Consider the following 16,577-nt stretch of genomic DNA (forward strand, 5'->3'; position numbering starts at 1 on the left):
GGGCGCATCATGCAGGCGGGACCGGACACGCCCGGCGAGATCCTCATCGTCACGGGAATGTCGGGCGCGGGGCGTTCCACCGTCGCCAACGCCCTCGAGGACCTCGACTGGTACGTCGTCGACAACCTGCCGCCACGAATGCTGCGTCCGCTGCTCGATCTGACCGAGCGTGCCGCGGGGGCGGTGCCGCGCGTGGCCGTCGTCGTCGACGTCCGCGGGCGTTCGCTCTTCGGCGACCTGCCCGAGGCGATGCGCGCGCTGCAGGCCGACGGTCAGGTGCGCGTGGTGTTCCTGGATGCCTCGGACGCGGTGCTCGTGCGGCGGTTCGAGGCCGTGCGGCGACCGCATCCGCTGCAGGGCGACGGCACGATCCTCGACGGCATCCGGCGCGAGCGGGAGCGACTGACGCCCATCCGGGAGACGGCCGACGTCGTCATCGACACGTCCGCGTACAACGTGCACCAGCTGTCGCTCCGCACCGTCGAGCTGTTCGGCGAGGAGGGCGCGGCACGGCACACCGTGACGCTCATGAGCTTCGGGTTCAAGTACGGGCTGCCCACCGACGTCGACCTCGTCGCCGACATGCGGTTCCTGCCGAACCCGTTCTGGAACGAGGAACTGCGGCCCCTCACCGGCGAGGATCCGGCGGTGCGCGAGTACGTCCTCGCCCAGGAGGGCGCGCGGGAGTTCCTCGACGCCTACTCCGCGGTCCTGCGCCCCGTGCTGGCGGGCTACGAACGCGAGAACAAGCGGCATTCGGTCGTGGCGATCGGATGCACCGGGGGCAAGCACCGGTCGGTCGTGATGGTCCGTGAGCTCGCCGCCCGCATCGGCGAGCTGCCCGGCGTCGCGGTCAGGATGACTCACCGTGACCTCGGCCGCGAGTAGGCTGTACCCTCGTCCCCGCCGCCTCGGCAGCCTCACCCGCGCTGCTCGACGCGTTGCCCCATCGTCCTGAACCGAGGAGAACCGTGCCGCTGACCGCCGACGTGAAGGCCGAGCTGATCACCGTACGCGACCCGCGTCCGACGGCGCGTGTCGCCGAGCTCACGGCGATCCTCCGCTTCTCCGGCGGTCTGCACTCGATCGCGAACCGCGTGGCCGTCGAGGCCGAGCTCGACTCCGACATCCTGGCCCGCCGGGTGGCCCGCGACCTCATGGAGCTCTACGGCGTGCGCCCCGAGCTGCACCACGTGCAGGGCTCCGGCAGCCGCACGGGCGGGCAGTTCGCCGTCCGTGTCATCGAGGCCGGCGAGACGCTCGCACGCCAGACCGGTCTGCTGGATCAGCGCCGCCGCCCCGTGCGCGGCCTCCCCAACAAGCTCACCACCGGATCGCGCCCCGACCTGAGCGCCGTCTGGCGCGGCGCGTTCCTCGCCAGCGGTTCGCTCAGCGACCCGGGCCGTTCCGCGGCCCTCGAGATCGCGTGCCCTTCGTCCGAGGCGGCCATGGCGCTCGTGGGTGCGGGCCACCGCATCGGGATCCCGGCGAAGGCACGCGAGGTGCGCGGCGTTCCCCGTGTCGTCGTGCGCGACGGCGAGGCGATCCGCAGCGCCCTGTTCGAGATGGGCGCCCGCCGCACCGCGGGGGAGTGGGACCAGATGCGTCAGCGCCGCGAGGTGCGCGCCGGCGTGAACCGTCTCGTCAACTTCGACGACGCGAACCTCCGCCGCTCCGCCCAGGCCGCGGTCGCGGCGTGCGCGCGCGTGGAGCGCGCGCTCGAGATCCTCGGCGACGAGGTGCCGGCGCACCTGCAGCAGGCCGGCGAGCTGCGCCTGGCGCACCGTGACGCGAGCCTCGACGAGCTCGGGCACCACGCCGACCCGCCCCTCACCAAAGACGCCGTGGCCGGCCGCATCCGTCGCCTGCTCGCGATGGCCGACAAGAAGGCCGAGGCCGAGGGCATCCCCGGCACCGAGGCCGCGGTGCCCGTCGGCGCCGACGACTGACCCACGCCCTCACGCGAACGGATGCCGGAGATCCGGCATCCGTTCGCCGTTTCCGCGCCGCGGCCGGTGGCGACGCGCCCGGGCGAATACTCCGCGTCATTCGGGGAAGCAACCCCGTCGTCGCCGCGTTGCTGCTCAGTAGGATGAACACGTCACCCTCGCTGCGCCGAGGCTTCGGTGCAGCGCCGATTCGGAAGTAGAGAACATGGCGAAGTACACGCTGCCCGAACTGCCCTACGACTACGCCGCGCTGGAGCCGCACATCAGCGCGACCATCATGGAGCTGCACCACAGCAAGCACCACCAGACGTACGTCAACGGCGCGAACACCACGCTCGACCTCCTCGCCGAGGCGCGCGAGAAGGGCGATTTCGCGAACATCAACCGCCTCCAGAAGGACCTCGCGTTCAACCTGGGCGGTCACACCAACCACTCGATCTTCTGGACGAACCTCTCGCCCAACGGCGGCGACAAGCCGACCGGTGACCTCGAGGCCGCCATCGACGACCAGTTCGGTTCGTTCGACGCGTTCCGCGGCCAGTTCACCGCGGCGGCGCTCGGCGTTCAGGGCTCCGGCTGGGCGGGTCTGTTCTGGGACTCGATCGGTGAGAACCTCGTCATCCAGCAGTTCTTCGACCAGCAGGGTCAGATCGTGGCCGGCACGGTTCCGCTGCTCCTCCTCGACGTGTGGGAGCACGCGTACTACCTCGACTACAAGAACGTCCGTGCCGACTACGTGAAGGCGTTCTGGAACATCGCCAACTGGGCCGATGCGCAGGAGCGCTTCGCAGCCGCCCGTGAGAAGACCGCGGGTCTGCTGGTACTGTCGTAAACGGCGTGGGCGTCCCGACGGGACACCCCGTCGGGACGCCGTTGTCCGCCAGCGAACACCGCAATCACGCGCATCTCGCGCACAACTGATTCAGGAGATATTCCGTGACCGTCAAGATCGGAATCAACGGCTTCGGCCGAATCGGACGCAACTACCTCCGCGCGGCTCTCGCGCAGGGTGCAGACCTGGAAATCGTGGCGGTGAACGACCTCACCGACAACAAGACCCTGGCCCACCTCCTCAAGTACGACTCCGTCGGAGGCGTTCTGGCCGAAGAGGTCTCGTACACCGAAGACTCCATCACCGTGGGCGGCAAGACCATCAAGGTCTTCGAAGAGCGCGACCCCGCCAACCTCCCCTGGGGCGAGCTCGGCGTCGACATCGTCATCGAGTCGACCGGCCGTTTCACCAAGGCCGAGGATGCCAAGAAGCACGTCGCTGGCGGCGCGAAGAAGGTCCTCATCTCGGCGCCCGCCACGGGTGACGACGCGACCATCGTCATGGGCGTGAACGAAGAGACCTACAACCCCGAGACCGACGTCATCATCTCGAACGCGTCGTGCACCACGAACTGCCTCGCCCCGCTGGCGAAGGTGTTCAACGACGCCTTCGGCATCGAGCGCGGCTTCATGATGACCGCTCACGCCTACACGGCCGACCAGAACCTGCAGGACGGCCCGCACAGCGACCTCCGTCGTGCGCGTGGTGCCGCGATCAACATCGTGCCCGCCTCGACCGGTGCCGCCAAGGCCATCGGCCTGGTCCTGCCCGAGCTGAACGGCAAGCTGAGCGGCTCGTCGTACCGCGTGCCGGTCCCCACCGGCTCGATCGTCGACCTCACGATCGTCACGCCCACCGAGGGCCTCACGGTCGACCAGGTCAACGAGGTCTACAAGAAGGCCGCGGCCGAGGGCCGTCTCGCGGGCTACCTCGCCTACACCGAGGACCCGATCGTCTCGAGCGACATCCAGGGCAACCCGCACTCCTCGATCTTCGACGCCGAGCTGACCAACGTGTCCGGCAACCTCGTCAAGGTCTCGTCCTGGTACGACAACGAGTGGGGTTACTCCAACCGCCTCGTCGACCTGACCGAGTACGTCGCCGAGCGTCTCTGACCCTCCATGGCTCTGCGCACCCTCGAATCGCTGGGGTCGCTGGCCGGCACGCGCGTCATCGTCCGTTGTGACCTGAACGTCCCCCTCAAGGACGGCGTCATCACGGACGATGGCCGCGTGCGCGCGTCGCTGCCGACCCTCAACGCCCTGATCAACGCCGGCGCCCGCGTCGTCGTCTGCTCGCACCTCGGGCGCCCCGACGGGTCGCCCGACCCGAAGTACTCCCTCGAGCCGGTCGCGCAGCGCCTGTCCGAGCTTCTCGGCCAGCCGGTCGCGTTCGCGCGCGACACGGTCGGCGAGTCCGCGCGCGAGGCCGTCGCCTCGCTCGGGGACGGGGATGTCGCCGTCATCGAGAACCTTCGCTTCAACCCGGGGGAGACCTCGAAGGACGAGGCCGAGCGCCAGGCGTTCGCGCGTCAGCTCGCCGAACTCGGCGACGCGCTCGTCTCGGACGGCTTCGGTGTCGTGCACCGCAAGCAGGCCAGCGTCTACGACCTCGCGCAGATCGTGCCGTCCGCGGCGGGTCTGCTCATCCAGAAGGAGCTCGAGGTCCTCGACCGCCTGACCGAGAACCCCGAGCGCCCGTACACGGTCGTGCTCGGCGGTTCGAAGGTCAGCGACAAGCTGGGTGTCATCGAGCACCTGCTGCCGCGCGTCGACAAGCTGCTCGTCGGCGGCGGGATGATGTTCACGTTCCTCGCGGCCGAGGGCAACAAGGTCGGTTCGAGCCTGCTCGAGCAGGACCAGATCGACACCGTCAAGGGCTACCTCGCCACGGCGAAGGAGCGCGGCGTCGAGATCGTCCTCCCCGTGGATGCCGTCGTCGCGGCATCGTTCTCGGCCGACGCCGAGCACGTGGTGGCGGATGCCGTGGCGCTCGAGGACACCCCGTTCGGGGCATCGGGCCTGGGCCTCGACATCGGTCCCCGCACGGCGGACCTGTTCGCCGAGGCGATCCGCGACTCCCGCACGGTGTTCTGGAACGGCCCGATGGGCGTGTTCGAGATGGCCGCGTTCGCCGCGGGCACGAAGACCGTCGCGAAGGCGCTCACCGAGGTCGACGGTCTCAGCGTCGTCGGCGGCGGCGACTCTGCCGCGGCCGTGCGTCAGCTCGGCTTCGCCGACGACCAGTTCGGTCACATCTCCACCGGTGGCGGCGCCAGCCTGGAGTTCCTCGAAGGCAAGAAGCTCCCCGGACTGGAGGTCCTCGGATGGCAGTGACCAGAACCCCCCTCATCGCCGGCAACTGGAAGATGAACCTCGACCACCTTCAGGCGGTCGCGTTCGTCCAGAAGCTGCACTGGACGCTCAAGGAAGCCAAGCACGAGAACGGCAGCGTCGAGGTGGCGGTCTTCCCGCCGTTCACCGACCTGCGCACCGTGCAGACGCTCCTCGACGCCGACAAGATCGCGTTCGCGCTCGGCGGGCAGGATCTGTCGGCGCACGACTCGGGCGCGTACACCGGCGAGATCTCGGGGCAGTTCCTCGCGAAGCTCGACGCGAAATACGTCATCATCGGGCACTCCGAGCGTCGGCAGTTCCACCACGAAACCGACGAGATCATCGCGTCCAAGACCCAGGCGGCGCTCCGCCACGGTCTGGTGCCCGTGATCTGCGTGGGCGAGACCTCGGAAGACCTCGAGAAGTTCGGCGCCAGCGCCGTGCCCGTGGGGCAGCTCGAGGTCGCGCTCGAGGGCGTGGCATCCGATGCCGACATCGTCGTGGCGTACGAGCCGGTGTGGGCCATCGGCTCGGGCCAGGCGGCGACGCCCGACCAGGCGCAGGAGGTCGCGGCGAAGCTCCGGGCCGTCGTCGTCGACAAGCTCGGTATCGACGCGGCCGCGCGCACGCGCATCCTCTACGGCGGGTCGGTGAAGTCGGGCAACATCGCCGGCTTCATGCGCGAGCCCGACGTGGACGGTGCCCTGGTGGGTGGCGCGAGCCTCGTCGTCGACGAGTTCGCGGCCATCATCCGCTACCAGAAGCACGTCGGAGTCTGACCTCCTCGGATGCCCGCGGCCCCGTGCCGCGGGCATCCGTGTGTCCGCTCCGGCTCCCCGTATACTTGACGCTTGTGCGGTCGGTTCCGACCGCCGCGAAAGGCTTTCGACAGTGCAGATTCTCGAGTTCGTCCTGCAGGTTCTCCTGGGCGTGACCAGCCTCCTGCTGACCCTGCTCATCCTGCTCCACAAAGGACGCGGTGGCGGTCTGTCCGACATGTTCGGCGGCGGCATGAGCTCGGCACTGGGCTCGTCGGGCCTGGCCGAACGCAACCTCAACCGATTCACGATCGTGCTGGCGCTGGTGTGGTTCATCACCATTGTCGGTCTCGGTCTCCTCACCAAGTTCGCGGAGCTCTGACATGGCCACTGGCGGCAACGCCATCCGCGGCACGCGCGTCGGCGCGGGCCCGATGGGTGAACAGGATCACGGTTTCCACGCCGATCGCGTCGCGGTCTCGTACTGGGACGCGCTCGGCAACGAGACCGTCCGGTACTTCGCGGCGGGCATCCCCGACGACGAGATCCCCGAGACGATCGACTCACCGCACTCCGGCCTTCCCGCCGGACGCGACAAGAACAACCCGCCGGCCCTCGCGAAGACCGAGCCGTACAAGACGCACCTCGCCTACGTGAAGGAGCGTCGCACCGACGAGGAAGCGGCGTCGCTCCTCGACGACGCGCTCCAGCAGCTGCGCGAACGCCGGGGTCAGTAAGCCTCGAAACGAGAAGAGACCGGATGCCATGGCATCCGGTCTCTTCTCGTTTCAGCGTGCTCAGTACTCGCGGTCGATCAGCTGCGGCGGAACCTGGTCGGCCGCGGCCACGTCGACGAAGAAGGCGGTGCGGCGACGGCCCTTCGCCCCGGCGGCCGGGACGCTCTGGTAGCTCGCGCCCGCGAGGGCGAGGCCCAGGGCGGCGGCCTTGTCGGCTCCCGCGATGACCATCCACACGCGCTTCGACGAGTTGATGACCGGGCGGGTCAGCGAGATGCGCTCCGGCGGCGGCTTGGGGGAGTCGCGCACCGGCACCGTCGCCCGGTCGGTCACCGAGATCTCGGGCCGGTCGGGGAACAGCGAGGCGATGTGCGCGTCGGGTCCGACGCCCAGGAAGCAGATGTCGAACGCCGGCCACGGGCCCGTCTCGCTGCGGTCGGAGGGGGCGAACTGCGCCAGCTCGTCCGCGTAGGCGATCGCCGCGGCATCCAGGTCGAGGCCGTCGTCCGTGGACGCGGCCACGTGGATGTTCTCGGCCGGGATGTCCAGTCCGTCGAGGAACGCGACGCGTGCCTGCTTCTCGTTGCGGTCGTCCGAGTCGCGCGGGACGAAACGCTCGTCACCGAACCAGAAGTGGACCAGCGACCAGTCGATCTCGGCGATGCGCGGGTCCCGCGCGGCCGAGCGCAGAACGGCGCCACCCATCGTTCCGCCGGTGAGGCACACGTGCATGCGCTTGCCCTCGGCGACGCGCTTCACGATGCGATTGACGAACCGCGTCGCGACGTAGTCGGCGAGGGTGTCGGCATCCTTCTTGATGATGACCTGTTTGATCGAGCCGTTCTCGGTCATCGGGCGCTCTGGTCGTCGAGGGTGTGCAGCAGCTCGGTGCACTGCGTCAGGACGCGTCCGTAGAGCACGTCCGGATCGAGCCGCCGCAGTTCCTCGGCGAGGCATTCGCGCAGGGTGCGACGCGGGAAGTCGAGCTCGTGCGTCGGCTGTCCGGGCTGCGTGAGGACCGCGACGCCCGGAGTCGGACGCTCCAGCAGCGTGTCGCCGCTCGCGCGCCTGAGGCGCACCGACTTGATGCCGCCGGCCCACTCCTCCTCCGGGAGGTAGGTGTAGGTCACGGGCGCTTCGAGCTTGAGGCCGAGCCAGGCCGCGAGCAGCGCCGTCGACGGGGAGTCGCTCGAACCCGAGACCTCGATCGAGGTGACCGGCTCGTACGGCGGCTGGTCGAGCACGGCCGCGAGCTGCTCGCGCCAGCGCGTGACGCGGGTCCACGCGAAGTCGGTGTCGCCCGGGGCGTAGTGCTCGCCGAGGTGCGCGACCCACGAGGTGGGGTCGGGCTGCGACTTGGCGTCGGTGATGCGACGCTGAGCGATGCGGCCGATCTCCGACAGTGAGGGGTCGGTGGGAGCCTCCGCGGGCCACCAGGCCACCACGGGGGCGTCGGGGAGGAGCAGGCCGGTCACGAGGCTCTCGGCGTTCGAGGCGGCCGCGCCGTGGGCGCGGAGCACCACGACCTCGCTCGCGCCGGCGTCGCCGCCGACGCGGATCTCGGCGTCGAGGCGGGGCTCCTCGTCGTCGTCGCCGAACAGGACGGCGATGACGCGCATCGGGTGCTCGCGCGACGCGTCGTTGGCGGCCTCGATGACCTCTTCCTCAGCGCCGTGGTGCGTCACGATGATGAGGGTGAGCACGCGCCCGAGGGCGACGGCGCCGCCCTCCTCGCGGACGCTGACGAGCTTCTTCGAGATCGCGCTGACGGTGGTGTCGGGCAGGTCGATGATCACGGACGCCTCCAGGTGCGGCCATCGCGGGCGAGGAGTTCGTCGGCGGATGCCGGCCCCCATGACCCGGGAGAATACTGTTCGAGCGGTCCGCCCTGGGCGGCCCAGAACTCCTCGATCGGGTCGAGGATCTTCCAGCTGAGTTCGACCTCCTCGTGCCGGGGGAAGAGCGGCGGATCGCCGAGCAGGACGTCGAGGATGAGTCGCTCGTAGGCCTCGGGGCTCGCCTCGGTGAAGGCGTGGCCGTAACCGAAGTCCATCGTCACGTCGCGCACCTGCGTACCGTCGCCGGGGACCTTCGAGCCGAAGCGGATCGTCACGCCCTCGTCGGGCTGCACGCGGATGACCAGGGCGTTCTGTCCCAGCTCCTGCGTCTGGCTGCGCGAGAAGAGCTGCTGCGGGGCGCGCTTGAACACCACCGCCACCTCGGTGACGCGGCGTCCGAGTCGCTTGCCGCTGCGCACGTAGAACGGCACGCCCGACCAGCGGCGCGTGTTGATCTCGAGCTTCACCGCGGCGTAGGTCTCGGTGACCGACTCGGGGTTCATGCCGTCTTCCTCGAGGAAGCCGAGCACCTTCTCACCGCCCTGCCACCCGCCGGCGTACTGACCGCGCGCGGTCGCCTCGGCGAGGTTCTCGGGCAGGCGCACCGCCGCGAGGACCTTCTCCTTCTCGGCGCGCAGGTCGGCGGCGTTGAAGCTGATGGGCTCTTCCATCGCGGTGAGCGCGAGCAGCTGGAGGAGGTGGTTCTGGATGACGTCGCGTGCCGCGCCGATCCCGTCGTAGTAGCCGGCGCGACCGCCGACGCCGATGTCCTCGGCCATCGTGATCTGCACGTGGTCGACGTAGTTGCGGTTCCAGATCGGCTCGTACAGCTCGTTCGCGAAGCGCAGAGCGAGGATGTTCTGCACCGTCTCCTTACCGAGGTAGTGGTCGATGCGGAAGATCGAGTCGGCCGGGAACGCGCTCTCGACGACCTCGTTCAGCTCGCGGGCCGAGGCGAGGTCGTGACCGAACGGCTTCTCGATGACGACGCGCCGCCAGCCGGTGGTGTCGTCGGCGGTCTCGCCGACGAGCCCCGAGGCCTTGAGCTGCGTCGTCACCAGCGGGAACGCCTTCGGTGGGATCGACAGGTAGTACGCGTGGTTGCCCATGGTGCCGCGCTCGACGTCGAGCTTGTCGACCGTCTCCCGCAGGCGCGCGAACGCCTCGGGGTCGTCGAACTCGCCCTGGACGAAGCGGATGCCTTCCAGCAGCTCCTGCCACGTCTCCTCGCGGAACTCGGTGCGCGCGTACTGCTTGACCGACTCGTGGACGACCTTGGCGAAGTCCTGGTCCTCCCAGTCGCGGCGGGCGAAGCCGACGAGCGCGAAGCCGGGCGGGAGCAGGCCGCGGTTGGCGAGGTCGTACACCGCCGGCATGAGCTTCTTGCGTGACAGGTCGCCCGTCACGCCGAAGATCACCAGGGCGCTGGGCCCGGCGATGCGATTGAGTCGGCGATCCTCGGGATCGCGAAGGGGATTGTGACCGGGTGTGATCTCTACGACCATGCTTCTACTGCGCCGCCTCGAAGAGTGAGAGCACCTCGACCTGCGGGTCGGTGAGCGTGAGAGTGACGACGGGGCGGCCGTGGCCGTCCGCCAGCACGCTCGCGTCGCCCGCGGCCTGTGCGTGGATAAGTTCCCCGAACGTGAACGGGCGCCCGGGTATTTCCAGGTCGACGTCGGTGCGTTCGGTGATCTGCAGGAAGACGCCGTTCGCGGGTCCTCCCTTGTGGTACTGACCGGTCGAGTGAAGGAACCGGGGTCCCCACCCGAAGGTCGTGGGTCGACCGGCATCCGCCGCCACGAGCTCGCGGAGTCCCGCGAGCTGGGGGAGGTCGACCCGGTCGACGTAGGCCTGGATGCTGACGTACCCGTCCGCGGGGATGGCCGCCCACAGCGCGTCCAGCACGCTCGCGATCGTGCCCCCGGCAGCCAGCGCCGGATCGGAGACGCGGACCTCGACGCCGTCGAGCACGAGAGCCGGCTCCGTCGGCTCGGGGCGCGCGTCGAGGAGACCGCGCGCGGCGACCTTCGCCGACTCCACGTCGGGCTGGTCGAACGGGTCGATCCCGAGGAGGCGGCCCGCGATCGCCGTCGCGTACTCCCACACGACGAACTGCGCACCGAGCGATCCGCTGACCAGGATCTCGCCCTCGTGACGGTCGAACAGGTGGAACGCGTCCGCGTGGTCGACGAGCCGAACGACCTGAAGGTCGGCCGGCTTCGCCTCGAGTTCGGGGGAGACGGGCAGCAGGACGACGGGCAGGATGCCGGTGCCCTCCTTGCCCGTGGACTCGGCGATCAACTGCTCGATCCAGTCCGGCAGACCGGGCAGGTGGCTGCCGTCGGTGACCAAGCCGAGCTTGTCCCGGCGGAGCTCGCCGCCACCGGCGATGGCGGCCGCCAGGACGAGGGCCGGGTTCTCGGGCGAGTCGATCGCGATCTCGAGCAGGGTGGCATCCGCTTCGTCGAGGAGGTCGTCGATGTCGACGCCCGCGAGACCGGCGGGGACGAGCCCGAAGGCCGTCAGGGCCGAATACCGGCCGCCCACGGTGGGGTCGGCGGTGAACACGCGATAACCGTCGGCGCGGGCCGACTCGTCGAGCGGGGAGCCGGGGTCCGTCACCACGACGATGCGTTCGGCGGGGTCGATGCCCAGATCGCGGAACGCGGCCTCGAAGGCGCGCTTCGCGGAATCGGTCTCGATCGTCGAACCCGACTTGCTCGAGACCACGAGCACGGTCTCGCGCAGGCCGCCGGACTCGGCGTCGCCGTCGATCGCGGCGAGCACCTGCCCGGGCGCGGTGGAATCGAGGATCACGAGCGGAACGCCAGCGGACCGGGCGATCACCTCGGGGGCGAGCGACGAACCGCCCATCCCCGCCAGGACCACCCGGGTCACGCCCTGCGCGACGAGGGAGTCGCGCAGGGCCGTGATCTCCGGCACGAGCGGGCGCGAGACGGAGACCGCCTGCACCCACCCGAGTCGTCGGGATGCCTCGTCCTCGGCCGCGGGACCCCACAGCGTGGGGTCACCCGCCGTCAGAGCGGACGCGACCAGCGAGCCGACCAGACCGGGCAGCTCGGAGTCGACGACCGCCTTGGCGTGGCCGGTGGCCCTGACGGCGAAGGTCACTTCGCGGCCTGGGCGCTTCCGGCCTCGAGGGCGGTGGCGACCGTCTCCTGCAGCTCGTGCCAGGAGGCGATGAACTTCTCCACGCCCTCGTCCTCGAGCACCTGCGTCACGTCGGCGAAGTCGACGCCGACCGCGGCGAGCTGGTCGAAGACCTCGTGCGCCTCGGCGTATGCGCCGGTGATGGTGTCGCCGGTGATGACGCCGTGGTCGAACGTGGCCTCGAGCGTCTTCTCGGGCATCGTGTTCACGGTGCCGGGGGCGACGAGCTCGGTGACGTACAGCGTGTCGGGGAGCGCGGGGTCCTTGACGCCGGTCGAGGCCCAGAGCGGGCGCTGCACGGTCGCGCCGGCGGCGAGGAGCTCCGTGGCGCGGTCCTCGGCGAACTTCTGCTCGAAGAGCTCGTATGCGAGGCGCGCGTTGGCGAGGCCCGCCTTGCCCTTCAGCGCAGCGGCTTCGTCGGTGCCGATCGCGGCGAGGCGCTTGTCGACCTCGGTGTCCACGCGGGAGACGAAGAACGACGCGACCGACTGCAGGGTCGAGATGTCGTGTCCGGCCTCGCGGGCCTTCTCGACACCGGCGAGGTACGCGTCGATGACCTCGGCGTAGCGCTCGAGGCTGAAGATCAGCGTGACGTTCACCGAGATGCCCGCACCGATGACCTCGGTGATGGCGGGGAGGCCCGCCTTCGTCGCGGGGATCTTGATGAGGACGTTCGGGCGGTCGACGCGCGCCGAGAGGTCCTTCGCCTGGGCGATGGTCGCCTCGGTGTCGTGCGCCAGGTCGGGGGAGACCTCGATCGACACGCGACCGTCGACCCCGCCGGTCTCCTCGAACACGGGGAGGAAGATGTCGCACGCGTCGCGCACGTCGTCGGTGGTGATCGAGAAGATGGCTTCGTCGACGCCCGCGCCGTGGCCGGCGAGCTCGCGGACCTGACCCTCGTAGGCCTCGCCCTTCGAGAGCGCGCCGGCGAAGATCGTCGGGTTCGTGGTGACGCCGGAGACGTTGCGCTTCTCGATGAGCTCGGCGAGGTTGCCGGACTGGATGCGCTGACGGGACAGGTCGTCGAGCCAGATGCTGACGCCGACGGCGGAAAGCTGTTCGGTGGGAGTGCTCATTGTCTGTTCTCTCCTGGGATTACTTCGCGGCGGCGATCGACTCGTGGGCGGCCGACACGACCGCCTCGGCGGTGATGCCGAACTTCTGGAAGAGGGTCTTGTAGTCGGCGGAGGCGCCGAAGTGGTCGATGGCGACCGAGCGGCCGGCGTCGCCGACGATTCCCGCCCACGTGAGCGCGGAACCCGCCTCGACGGAGACGCGCGCCTTCACCGAGGACGGCAGCACGGACTCTCGGTACGCCTCGTCCTGCTCGGCGAACCACTCCAGCGACGGAGCCGACACCACGCGGGCGTTGATGCCGTCGGCGGCGAGGGTCTCGCGCGCCTGGACGGCCAGCTGTACCTCGGAGCCCGTGGCGATGAGGATCACGTCGGGCTTCCCGTTCGGGGCCTCCGCGAGGACGTACGCGCCCTTGACCGCGTTCGCGGCCGAGGCGAAGACGTCTCCGGATGCCTCGCCCTCTCCGCGCGCGAACACGGGGATGTTCTGCCGTGTGAGCGCGAGACCGGCGGGACCGGCGGTGCGACGGAGGATCTCGAGCCACACGACCGAGGTCTCGTTGGCATCCGCCGGACGCACGAGGGCGAAGTTCGGGATGGCGCGGAGGCTGGCGAGCTGCTCGATCGGCTGGTGCGTCGGGCCGTCCTCACCGAGGGCGACGGAGTCGTGCGTCCAGACGAAGACCGTCGGGATGTTCATCAGCGCGGCCAGACGCACCGGCGGGCGCATGTAGTCGCTGAAGATGAGGAACGTGCCGCCGAACGGACGCGTCGGTCCGTGCAACACGATGCCGTTGAGGATCGCGCCCATGGCGTGCTCGCGGATGCCGAAGTGCAGCACGCGGCCGTACGGGTCGCCGGACCACTCGTGCGTCGACCACGAGGTGGGGATGAAGGACTTGGCATCCTTGATCGTGGTCAGGTTGGACTCGGCGAGGTCGGCCGAACCGCCCCACAGCTCGGGGAGCTCGGCGGCCAGCGCGTTGATGACGGTGCCCGAAGCCGCACGCGTCGAGACGTCCTTGCCGGCCTCGAACGCGGGAAGCGCGTCGGCGATGTGCTCGGGGAGCTCGCGCGCCTGCAGGCGGTCCCACAGCTGCTTGCGCTCGGGGTGGGCGGCGGCCCACGCGTCGAACTTCTCCTGCCAGGCGGCCTTCGCGGCGGCGCCGCGCTCGACGAGCTGGCGCGTGTGGGCGAGGACGTCGTCGGCGACGACGAAGTGCTGCTCGGGGTCGAAGCCGAGCACCTCCTTCGTGGCCTTGAGTTCGTCGGCGCCGAGCGCCGAACCGTGGATCTTGCCGGAGTTCTGCTTGCCGGGGGAGGGCCAGCCGATGATCGTCTTGAGGATGATGAGCGACGGCTTGCTCGTCTCGCCCTTCGCGGCCTCGATCGCCGCGTTCAGCTCGGCGACGTCCTCGACGTACTGACCCGTCTTCTTCCAGTCGACGGTCTGCACGTGCCAGCCGTAGGACTCGTAGCGCTTCTGCACGTCCTCGGTGAAGGCGACGTTCGTGTCGTCCTCGATCGAGATCTGGTTGGAGTCGTAGATCGCGATGAGGTTGCCGAGCTCCTGGTGTCCGGCGAGCGAGGAGGCCTCGCTGGTCACGCCCTCCTGGAGGTCGCCGTCACCGGCGATCACGTAGACGTAGTGGTCGAAGGGGCTCTCGCCTGCGGGCGACTCGGGGTCGAACAGGCCGCGCTCGTAGCGGGCGGCGTAGGCGAAGCCGACCGACGAGGCCAGGCCCTGGCCGAGCGGGCCGGTCGTGATCTCGACGCCGTCGGTGTGGCCGTACTCGGGGTGACCCGGGGTCAGCGAGCCCCACGTGCGCAGCGCCTCGAGGTCCTTCAGCTCGAGGCCGAAACCGCCGAGGTAGAGCTGTACGTACTGCGTGAGCGAGGAGTGGCCCACGGAGAGGATGAAGCGGTCGCGTCCGGGCCAGTGCGTGTCGGCCGGGTCGTGGCGCAGGACGCGCTGGTAGAGCAGGTAGGCCGCGGGTGCGAGGGACATCGCGGTACCGGGGTGCCCGTTCCCCACCTTCTCGACGGCATCCGCCGCCAGAACGCGTGCGGTGTCCACCGCGCGCCGATCGATCTCGTCCCATTCGAAGTCCGACAACACGGTGCCTTTCTCGTCACTTTGCGCCCGGGGTCACGATCCGACGCCGCACTCGACGCCGTAGGGGCGGGAGTGGGGTGGGGTGGTCGGCGCGGGGCGCGCGTTCATCGCCAGCATAGCGAGAACGTACGAAGCCCCGGGACTGTTCCCGAGGGGGTCGACAGGCGGCCGGGGGTGTGTACGGGATGCCATAGAATCGTGGGGATACGCTCGCTCTACCCCGGGGGACGATGGACATCTCGACGACGTCGCACGTCACTGCGACGACCGATCGCCGCTCCGTCGGACGCACCGTTCGCGCTTATGTCGCTCTGACCAAGCCGCGCGTGCTGGAACTGCTGCTGGTCACGACCGTTCCGGTCATGATCCTGGCGGCACGCGGACTGCCCGACATCTGGCTCATCTTCGCCACCGTCATCGGCGGTTCGCTGAGCGCCGGTTCCGCCGCCGCGTTCAACATGTACCTCGACCGCGACATCGACGCCCACATGCAGCGCACCGAGAACCGCCCGCTGGTGACCGGCGAGGTGTCGCCGCGCGGAGCCCTGACGTTCGCGTGGACGCTCGCCGTCGTCTCGACCGTGTGGCTGTGGGCGTTCACCAACGCGCTGGCGGCCGGACTGTCGGCCGCGGCCATCTTCTTCTACGTCGTGATCTACACGATGATCCTCAAGCGCCGCACCGAGCAGAACATCGTCTGGGGCGGGATCGCCGGCTGCTTCCCGGTGCTCATCGGCTGGTCGGCCGTGACCGGCTCGCTCTCCTGGGCGCCGTTCATCCTGTTCGCGCTGGTGTTCCTCTGGACGCCCCCGCACTACTGGCCGCTGTCGATGAAGTACGCCGACCAATACGAAGAGGTCGACGTCCCGATGCTCGGGGCCACCCGCAGCGGCTCGCAGGTCGGGCTCCAGGTGATCCTGTACGCGTGGGCCACGGTGGCGTGCTCGCTGCTGCTCATCCCGGTGGCATCCATGGGCCTCGTCTACAGCGTCTCGGCGCTCGTGTTCGGCGGCTGGTTCGTCTACGAGTCGCACCGCCTGTACTCGCGGGCCGTGCAGGGCGTGCAGCCGCGGCCGATGCGCGTGTTCCACGCGTCGATCACGTACCTCACGCTGCTGTTCGTCGCGATCGCGATCGACCCGCTGCTGCCGTTCTGAGTTTCCGGAATCCACGAGAAACGCCCGCCCCCCCCCGAGGGGAGCGGGCGTTTCGCGTTCGTGCGGGCTGATCAGGCGCGCGGGGTGTCGTCGCCCGTGTCGAGCTTCGGCGCGTCGTGACTCGCGGCGGCGGCCGCGGCGGGAGCCGGAGCGTCGGACGGGGTCTCGACGTCCGCGTCCTCGAGGACGAGGGGTGCGGCCGGCGCGGTCGTAGCCGCAGCCGCCACGGTGGGGGCGGCGGCGAAGGGTGCGCTCTCTTCGTCGCTGGTCCAATCGATCGTCTCGACCGAAACGTCCGGGCGCGGACGCGTGGAGATCACGGCGGCCACCGCGAGGGTCGTCAGGATGCCGAGCGCACCGGCGCCGAGGAGCACGGCGCCGACGATCGCCCACGACTGGGCGACGTAGACGGTGACGACCGTCGCGTTGGGGTCGTCGAGCACGGCCTGCATCGCGTCGATCTGCTGGAAGACGATGACGAGTCCGCCGATCACGGAGGCCAGGGAGAGCACCAGGAGCACCCAGAACGGGATGCTGGTCACCAGGCGGGGGCGGGTCTGCATGAAGAAACTCCTTCGATTCCCGGGCACGGTCGGCACGG

Annotated in this window: 16 protein-coding genes; 9 read left to right on the forward strand and 7 right to left on the reverse strand. The window is 69.7% G+C overall.

Annotation, left to right across the window (positions count from 1 at the left end; translation table 11 throughout):
• Nucleotides 1–9: 9 nt before the first annotated feature.
• The 8 genes from rapZ to AVW09_RS09700 all read left to right on the forward strand — a co-directional run bounded on the left by rapZ (nt 10) and on the right by AVW09_RS09700 (nt 6,612).
• Nucleotides 10–888, forward strand: a complete 879-nt coding sequence (rapZ, locus tag AVW09_RS09665; RefSeq protein WP_063257879.1) for an RNase adapter RapZ — start codon at nt 10–12, stop codon at nt 886–888.
• Nucleotides 889–971: 83 nt separating this feature from the next.
• Nucleotides 972–1,949 carry a DNA-binding protein WhiA gene (gene whiA, locus AVW09_RS09670; protein ID WP_063257880.1) on the forward strand — a complete coding sequence of 326 codons (978 nt, stop codon included), beginning with the start codon at nt 972–974 and terminating at the stop codon, nt 1,947–1,949.
• A gap of 205 nt (nt 1,950–2,154) precedes the next feature.
• Nucleotides 2,155–2,781: a superoxide dismutase gene (locus AVW09_RS09675; RefSeq protein ID WP_063257881.1), complete on the forward strand. Its 627-nt coding sequence runs from the start codon at nt 2,155–2,157 to the stop codon at nt 2,779–2,781.
• Nucleotides 2,782–2,885: 104 nt separating this feature from the next.
• The gene (gene gap, locus AVW09_RS09680; RefSeq protein WP_063257882.1) at nt 2,886–3,896 is read left to right on the forward strand and encodes a type I glyceraldehyde-3-phosphate dehydrogenase; all 1,011 of its coding nucleotides are present in this window, start codon (nt 2,886–2,888) and stop codon (nt 3,894–3,896) included.
• A 6-nt stretch (nt 3,897–3,902) separates the two neighbouring features.
• Entirely contained in the window at nt 3,903–5,117 is a 1,215-nt protein-coding gene (locus tag AVW09_RS09685; RefSeq protein WP_063257883.1) for a phosphoglycerate kinase, read from the forward strand.
• Entirely contained in the window at nt 5,108–5,896 is a 789-nt protein-coding gene (gene tpiA / locus AVW09_RS09690; RefSeq protein WP_063257884.1) for a triose-phosphate isomerase, read from the forward strand. The genes AVW09_RS09685 and tpiA overlap by 10 nt, the downstream gene beginning before the upstream one ends.
• Nucleotides 5,897–6,008: 112 nt before the next feature.
• A complete protein-coding gene (secG, locus tag AVW09_RS09695; RefSeq protein ID WP_063257885.1) occupies nt 6,009–6,257 on the forward strand; it encodes a preprotein translocase subunit SecG in 249 nt (82 codons plus the stop codon).
• A gap of 1 nt (nt 6,258) precedes the next feature.
• Nucleotides 6,259–6,612 (forward strand): RNA polymerase-binding protein RbpA, encoded by a 354-nt coding sequence (locus tag AVW09_RS09700; protein WP_063257886.1) that lies wholly within the window; start codon nt 6,259–6,261, stop codon nt 6,610–6,612.
• A 60-nt stretch (nt 6,613–6,672) separates the two neighbouring features.
• On the opposite strand, the gene pgl is transcribed toward AVW09_RS09700, so the two are convergent.
• From pgl to tkt, 6 genes are read right to left on the reverse strand one after another with little or no spacing between them, the layout of a single operon-like run.
• On the reverse strand, nt 6,673–7,464 hold the full coding sequence (gene pgl / locus AVW09_RS09705) for a 6-phosphogluconolactonase (protein WP_063257887.1): 792 nt from the start codon (nt 7,462–7,464) through the stop codon (nt 6,673–6,675).
• Nucleotides 7,461–8,408 (reverse strand): glucose-6-phosphate dehydrogenase assembly protein OpcA, encoded by a 948-nt coding sequence (locus tag AVW09_RS09710; protein WP_063257888.1) that lies wholly within the window; start codon nt 8,406–8,408, stop codon nt 7,461–7,463. The genes pgl and AVW09_RS09710 overlap by 4 nt, the downstream gene beginning before the upstream one ends.
• Nucleotides 8,405–9,955: a glucose-6-phosphate dehydrogenase gene (gene zwf, locus AVW09_RS09715; protein ID WP_063257889.1), complete on the reverse strand. Its 1,551-nt coding sequence runs from the start codon at nt 9,953–9,955 to the stop codon at nt 8,405–8,407. The genes AVW09_RS09710 and zwf overlap by 4 nt, the downstream gene beginning before the upstream one ends.
• A gap of 4 nt (nt 9,956–9,959) precedes the next feature.
• On the reverse strand, nt 9,960–11,585 hold the full coding sequence (locus AVW09_RS09720) for a glucose-6-phosphate isomerase (RefSeq protein WP_063257890.1): 1,626 nt from the start codon (nt 11,583–11,585) through the stop codon (nt 9,960–9,962).
• Nucleotides 11,582–12,703, reverse strand: coding sequence for a transaldolase (gene tal, locus AVW09_RS09725; RefSeq protein ID WP_063257891.1), 1,122 nt, complete (start codon nt 12,701–12,703; stop codon nt 11,582–11,584). Before tal ends, AVW09_RS09720 begins: the two co-directional genes overlap by 4 nt.
• 19 nt (nt 12,704–12,722) lie before the next feature.
• Nucleotides 12,723–14,819: a transketolase gene (gene tkt / locus AVW09_RS09730; RefSeq protein WP_063257923.1), complete on the reverse strand. Its 2,097-nt coding sequence runs from the start codon at nt 14,817–14,819 to the stop codon at nt 12,723–12,725.
• 230 nt (nt 14,820–15,049) lie between these two features.
• Here tkt and AVW09_RS09735 point away from each other — a divergent pair, with 230 nt between their 5' ends.
• Nucleotides 15,050–15,976 (forward strand): heme o synthase, encoded by a 927-nt coding sequence (locus AVW09_RS09735; protein ID WP_063257892.1) that lies wholly within the window; start codon nt 15,050–15,052, stop codon nt 15,974–15,976.
• A 71-nt stretch (nt 15,977–16,047) separates the two neighbouring features.
• Here AVW09_RS09735 and AVW09_RS17945 read toward each other — a convergent pair whose 3' ends face one another.
• The gene (locus tag AVW09_RS17945) at nt 16,048–16,539 is read right to left on the reverse strand and encodes a dinucleotide-utilizing enzyme (RefSeq protein WP_197462605.1); all 492 of its coding nucleotides are present in this window, start codon (nt 16,537–16,539) and stop codon (nt 16,048–16,050) included.
• Nucleotides 16,540–16,577 lie beyond the last annotated feature (38 nt).

This window comes from Microbacterium sp. T32, assembly GCF_001619615.1.
Lineage (GTDB): Bacteria > Actinomycetota > Actinomycetes > Actinomycetales > Microbacteriaceae > Microbacterium.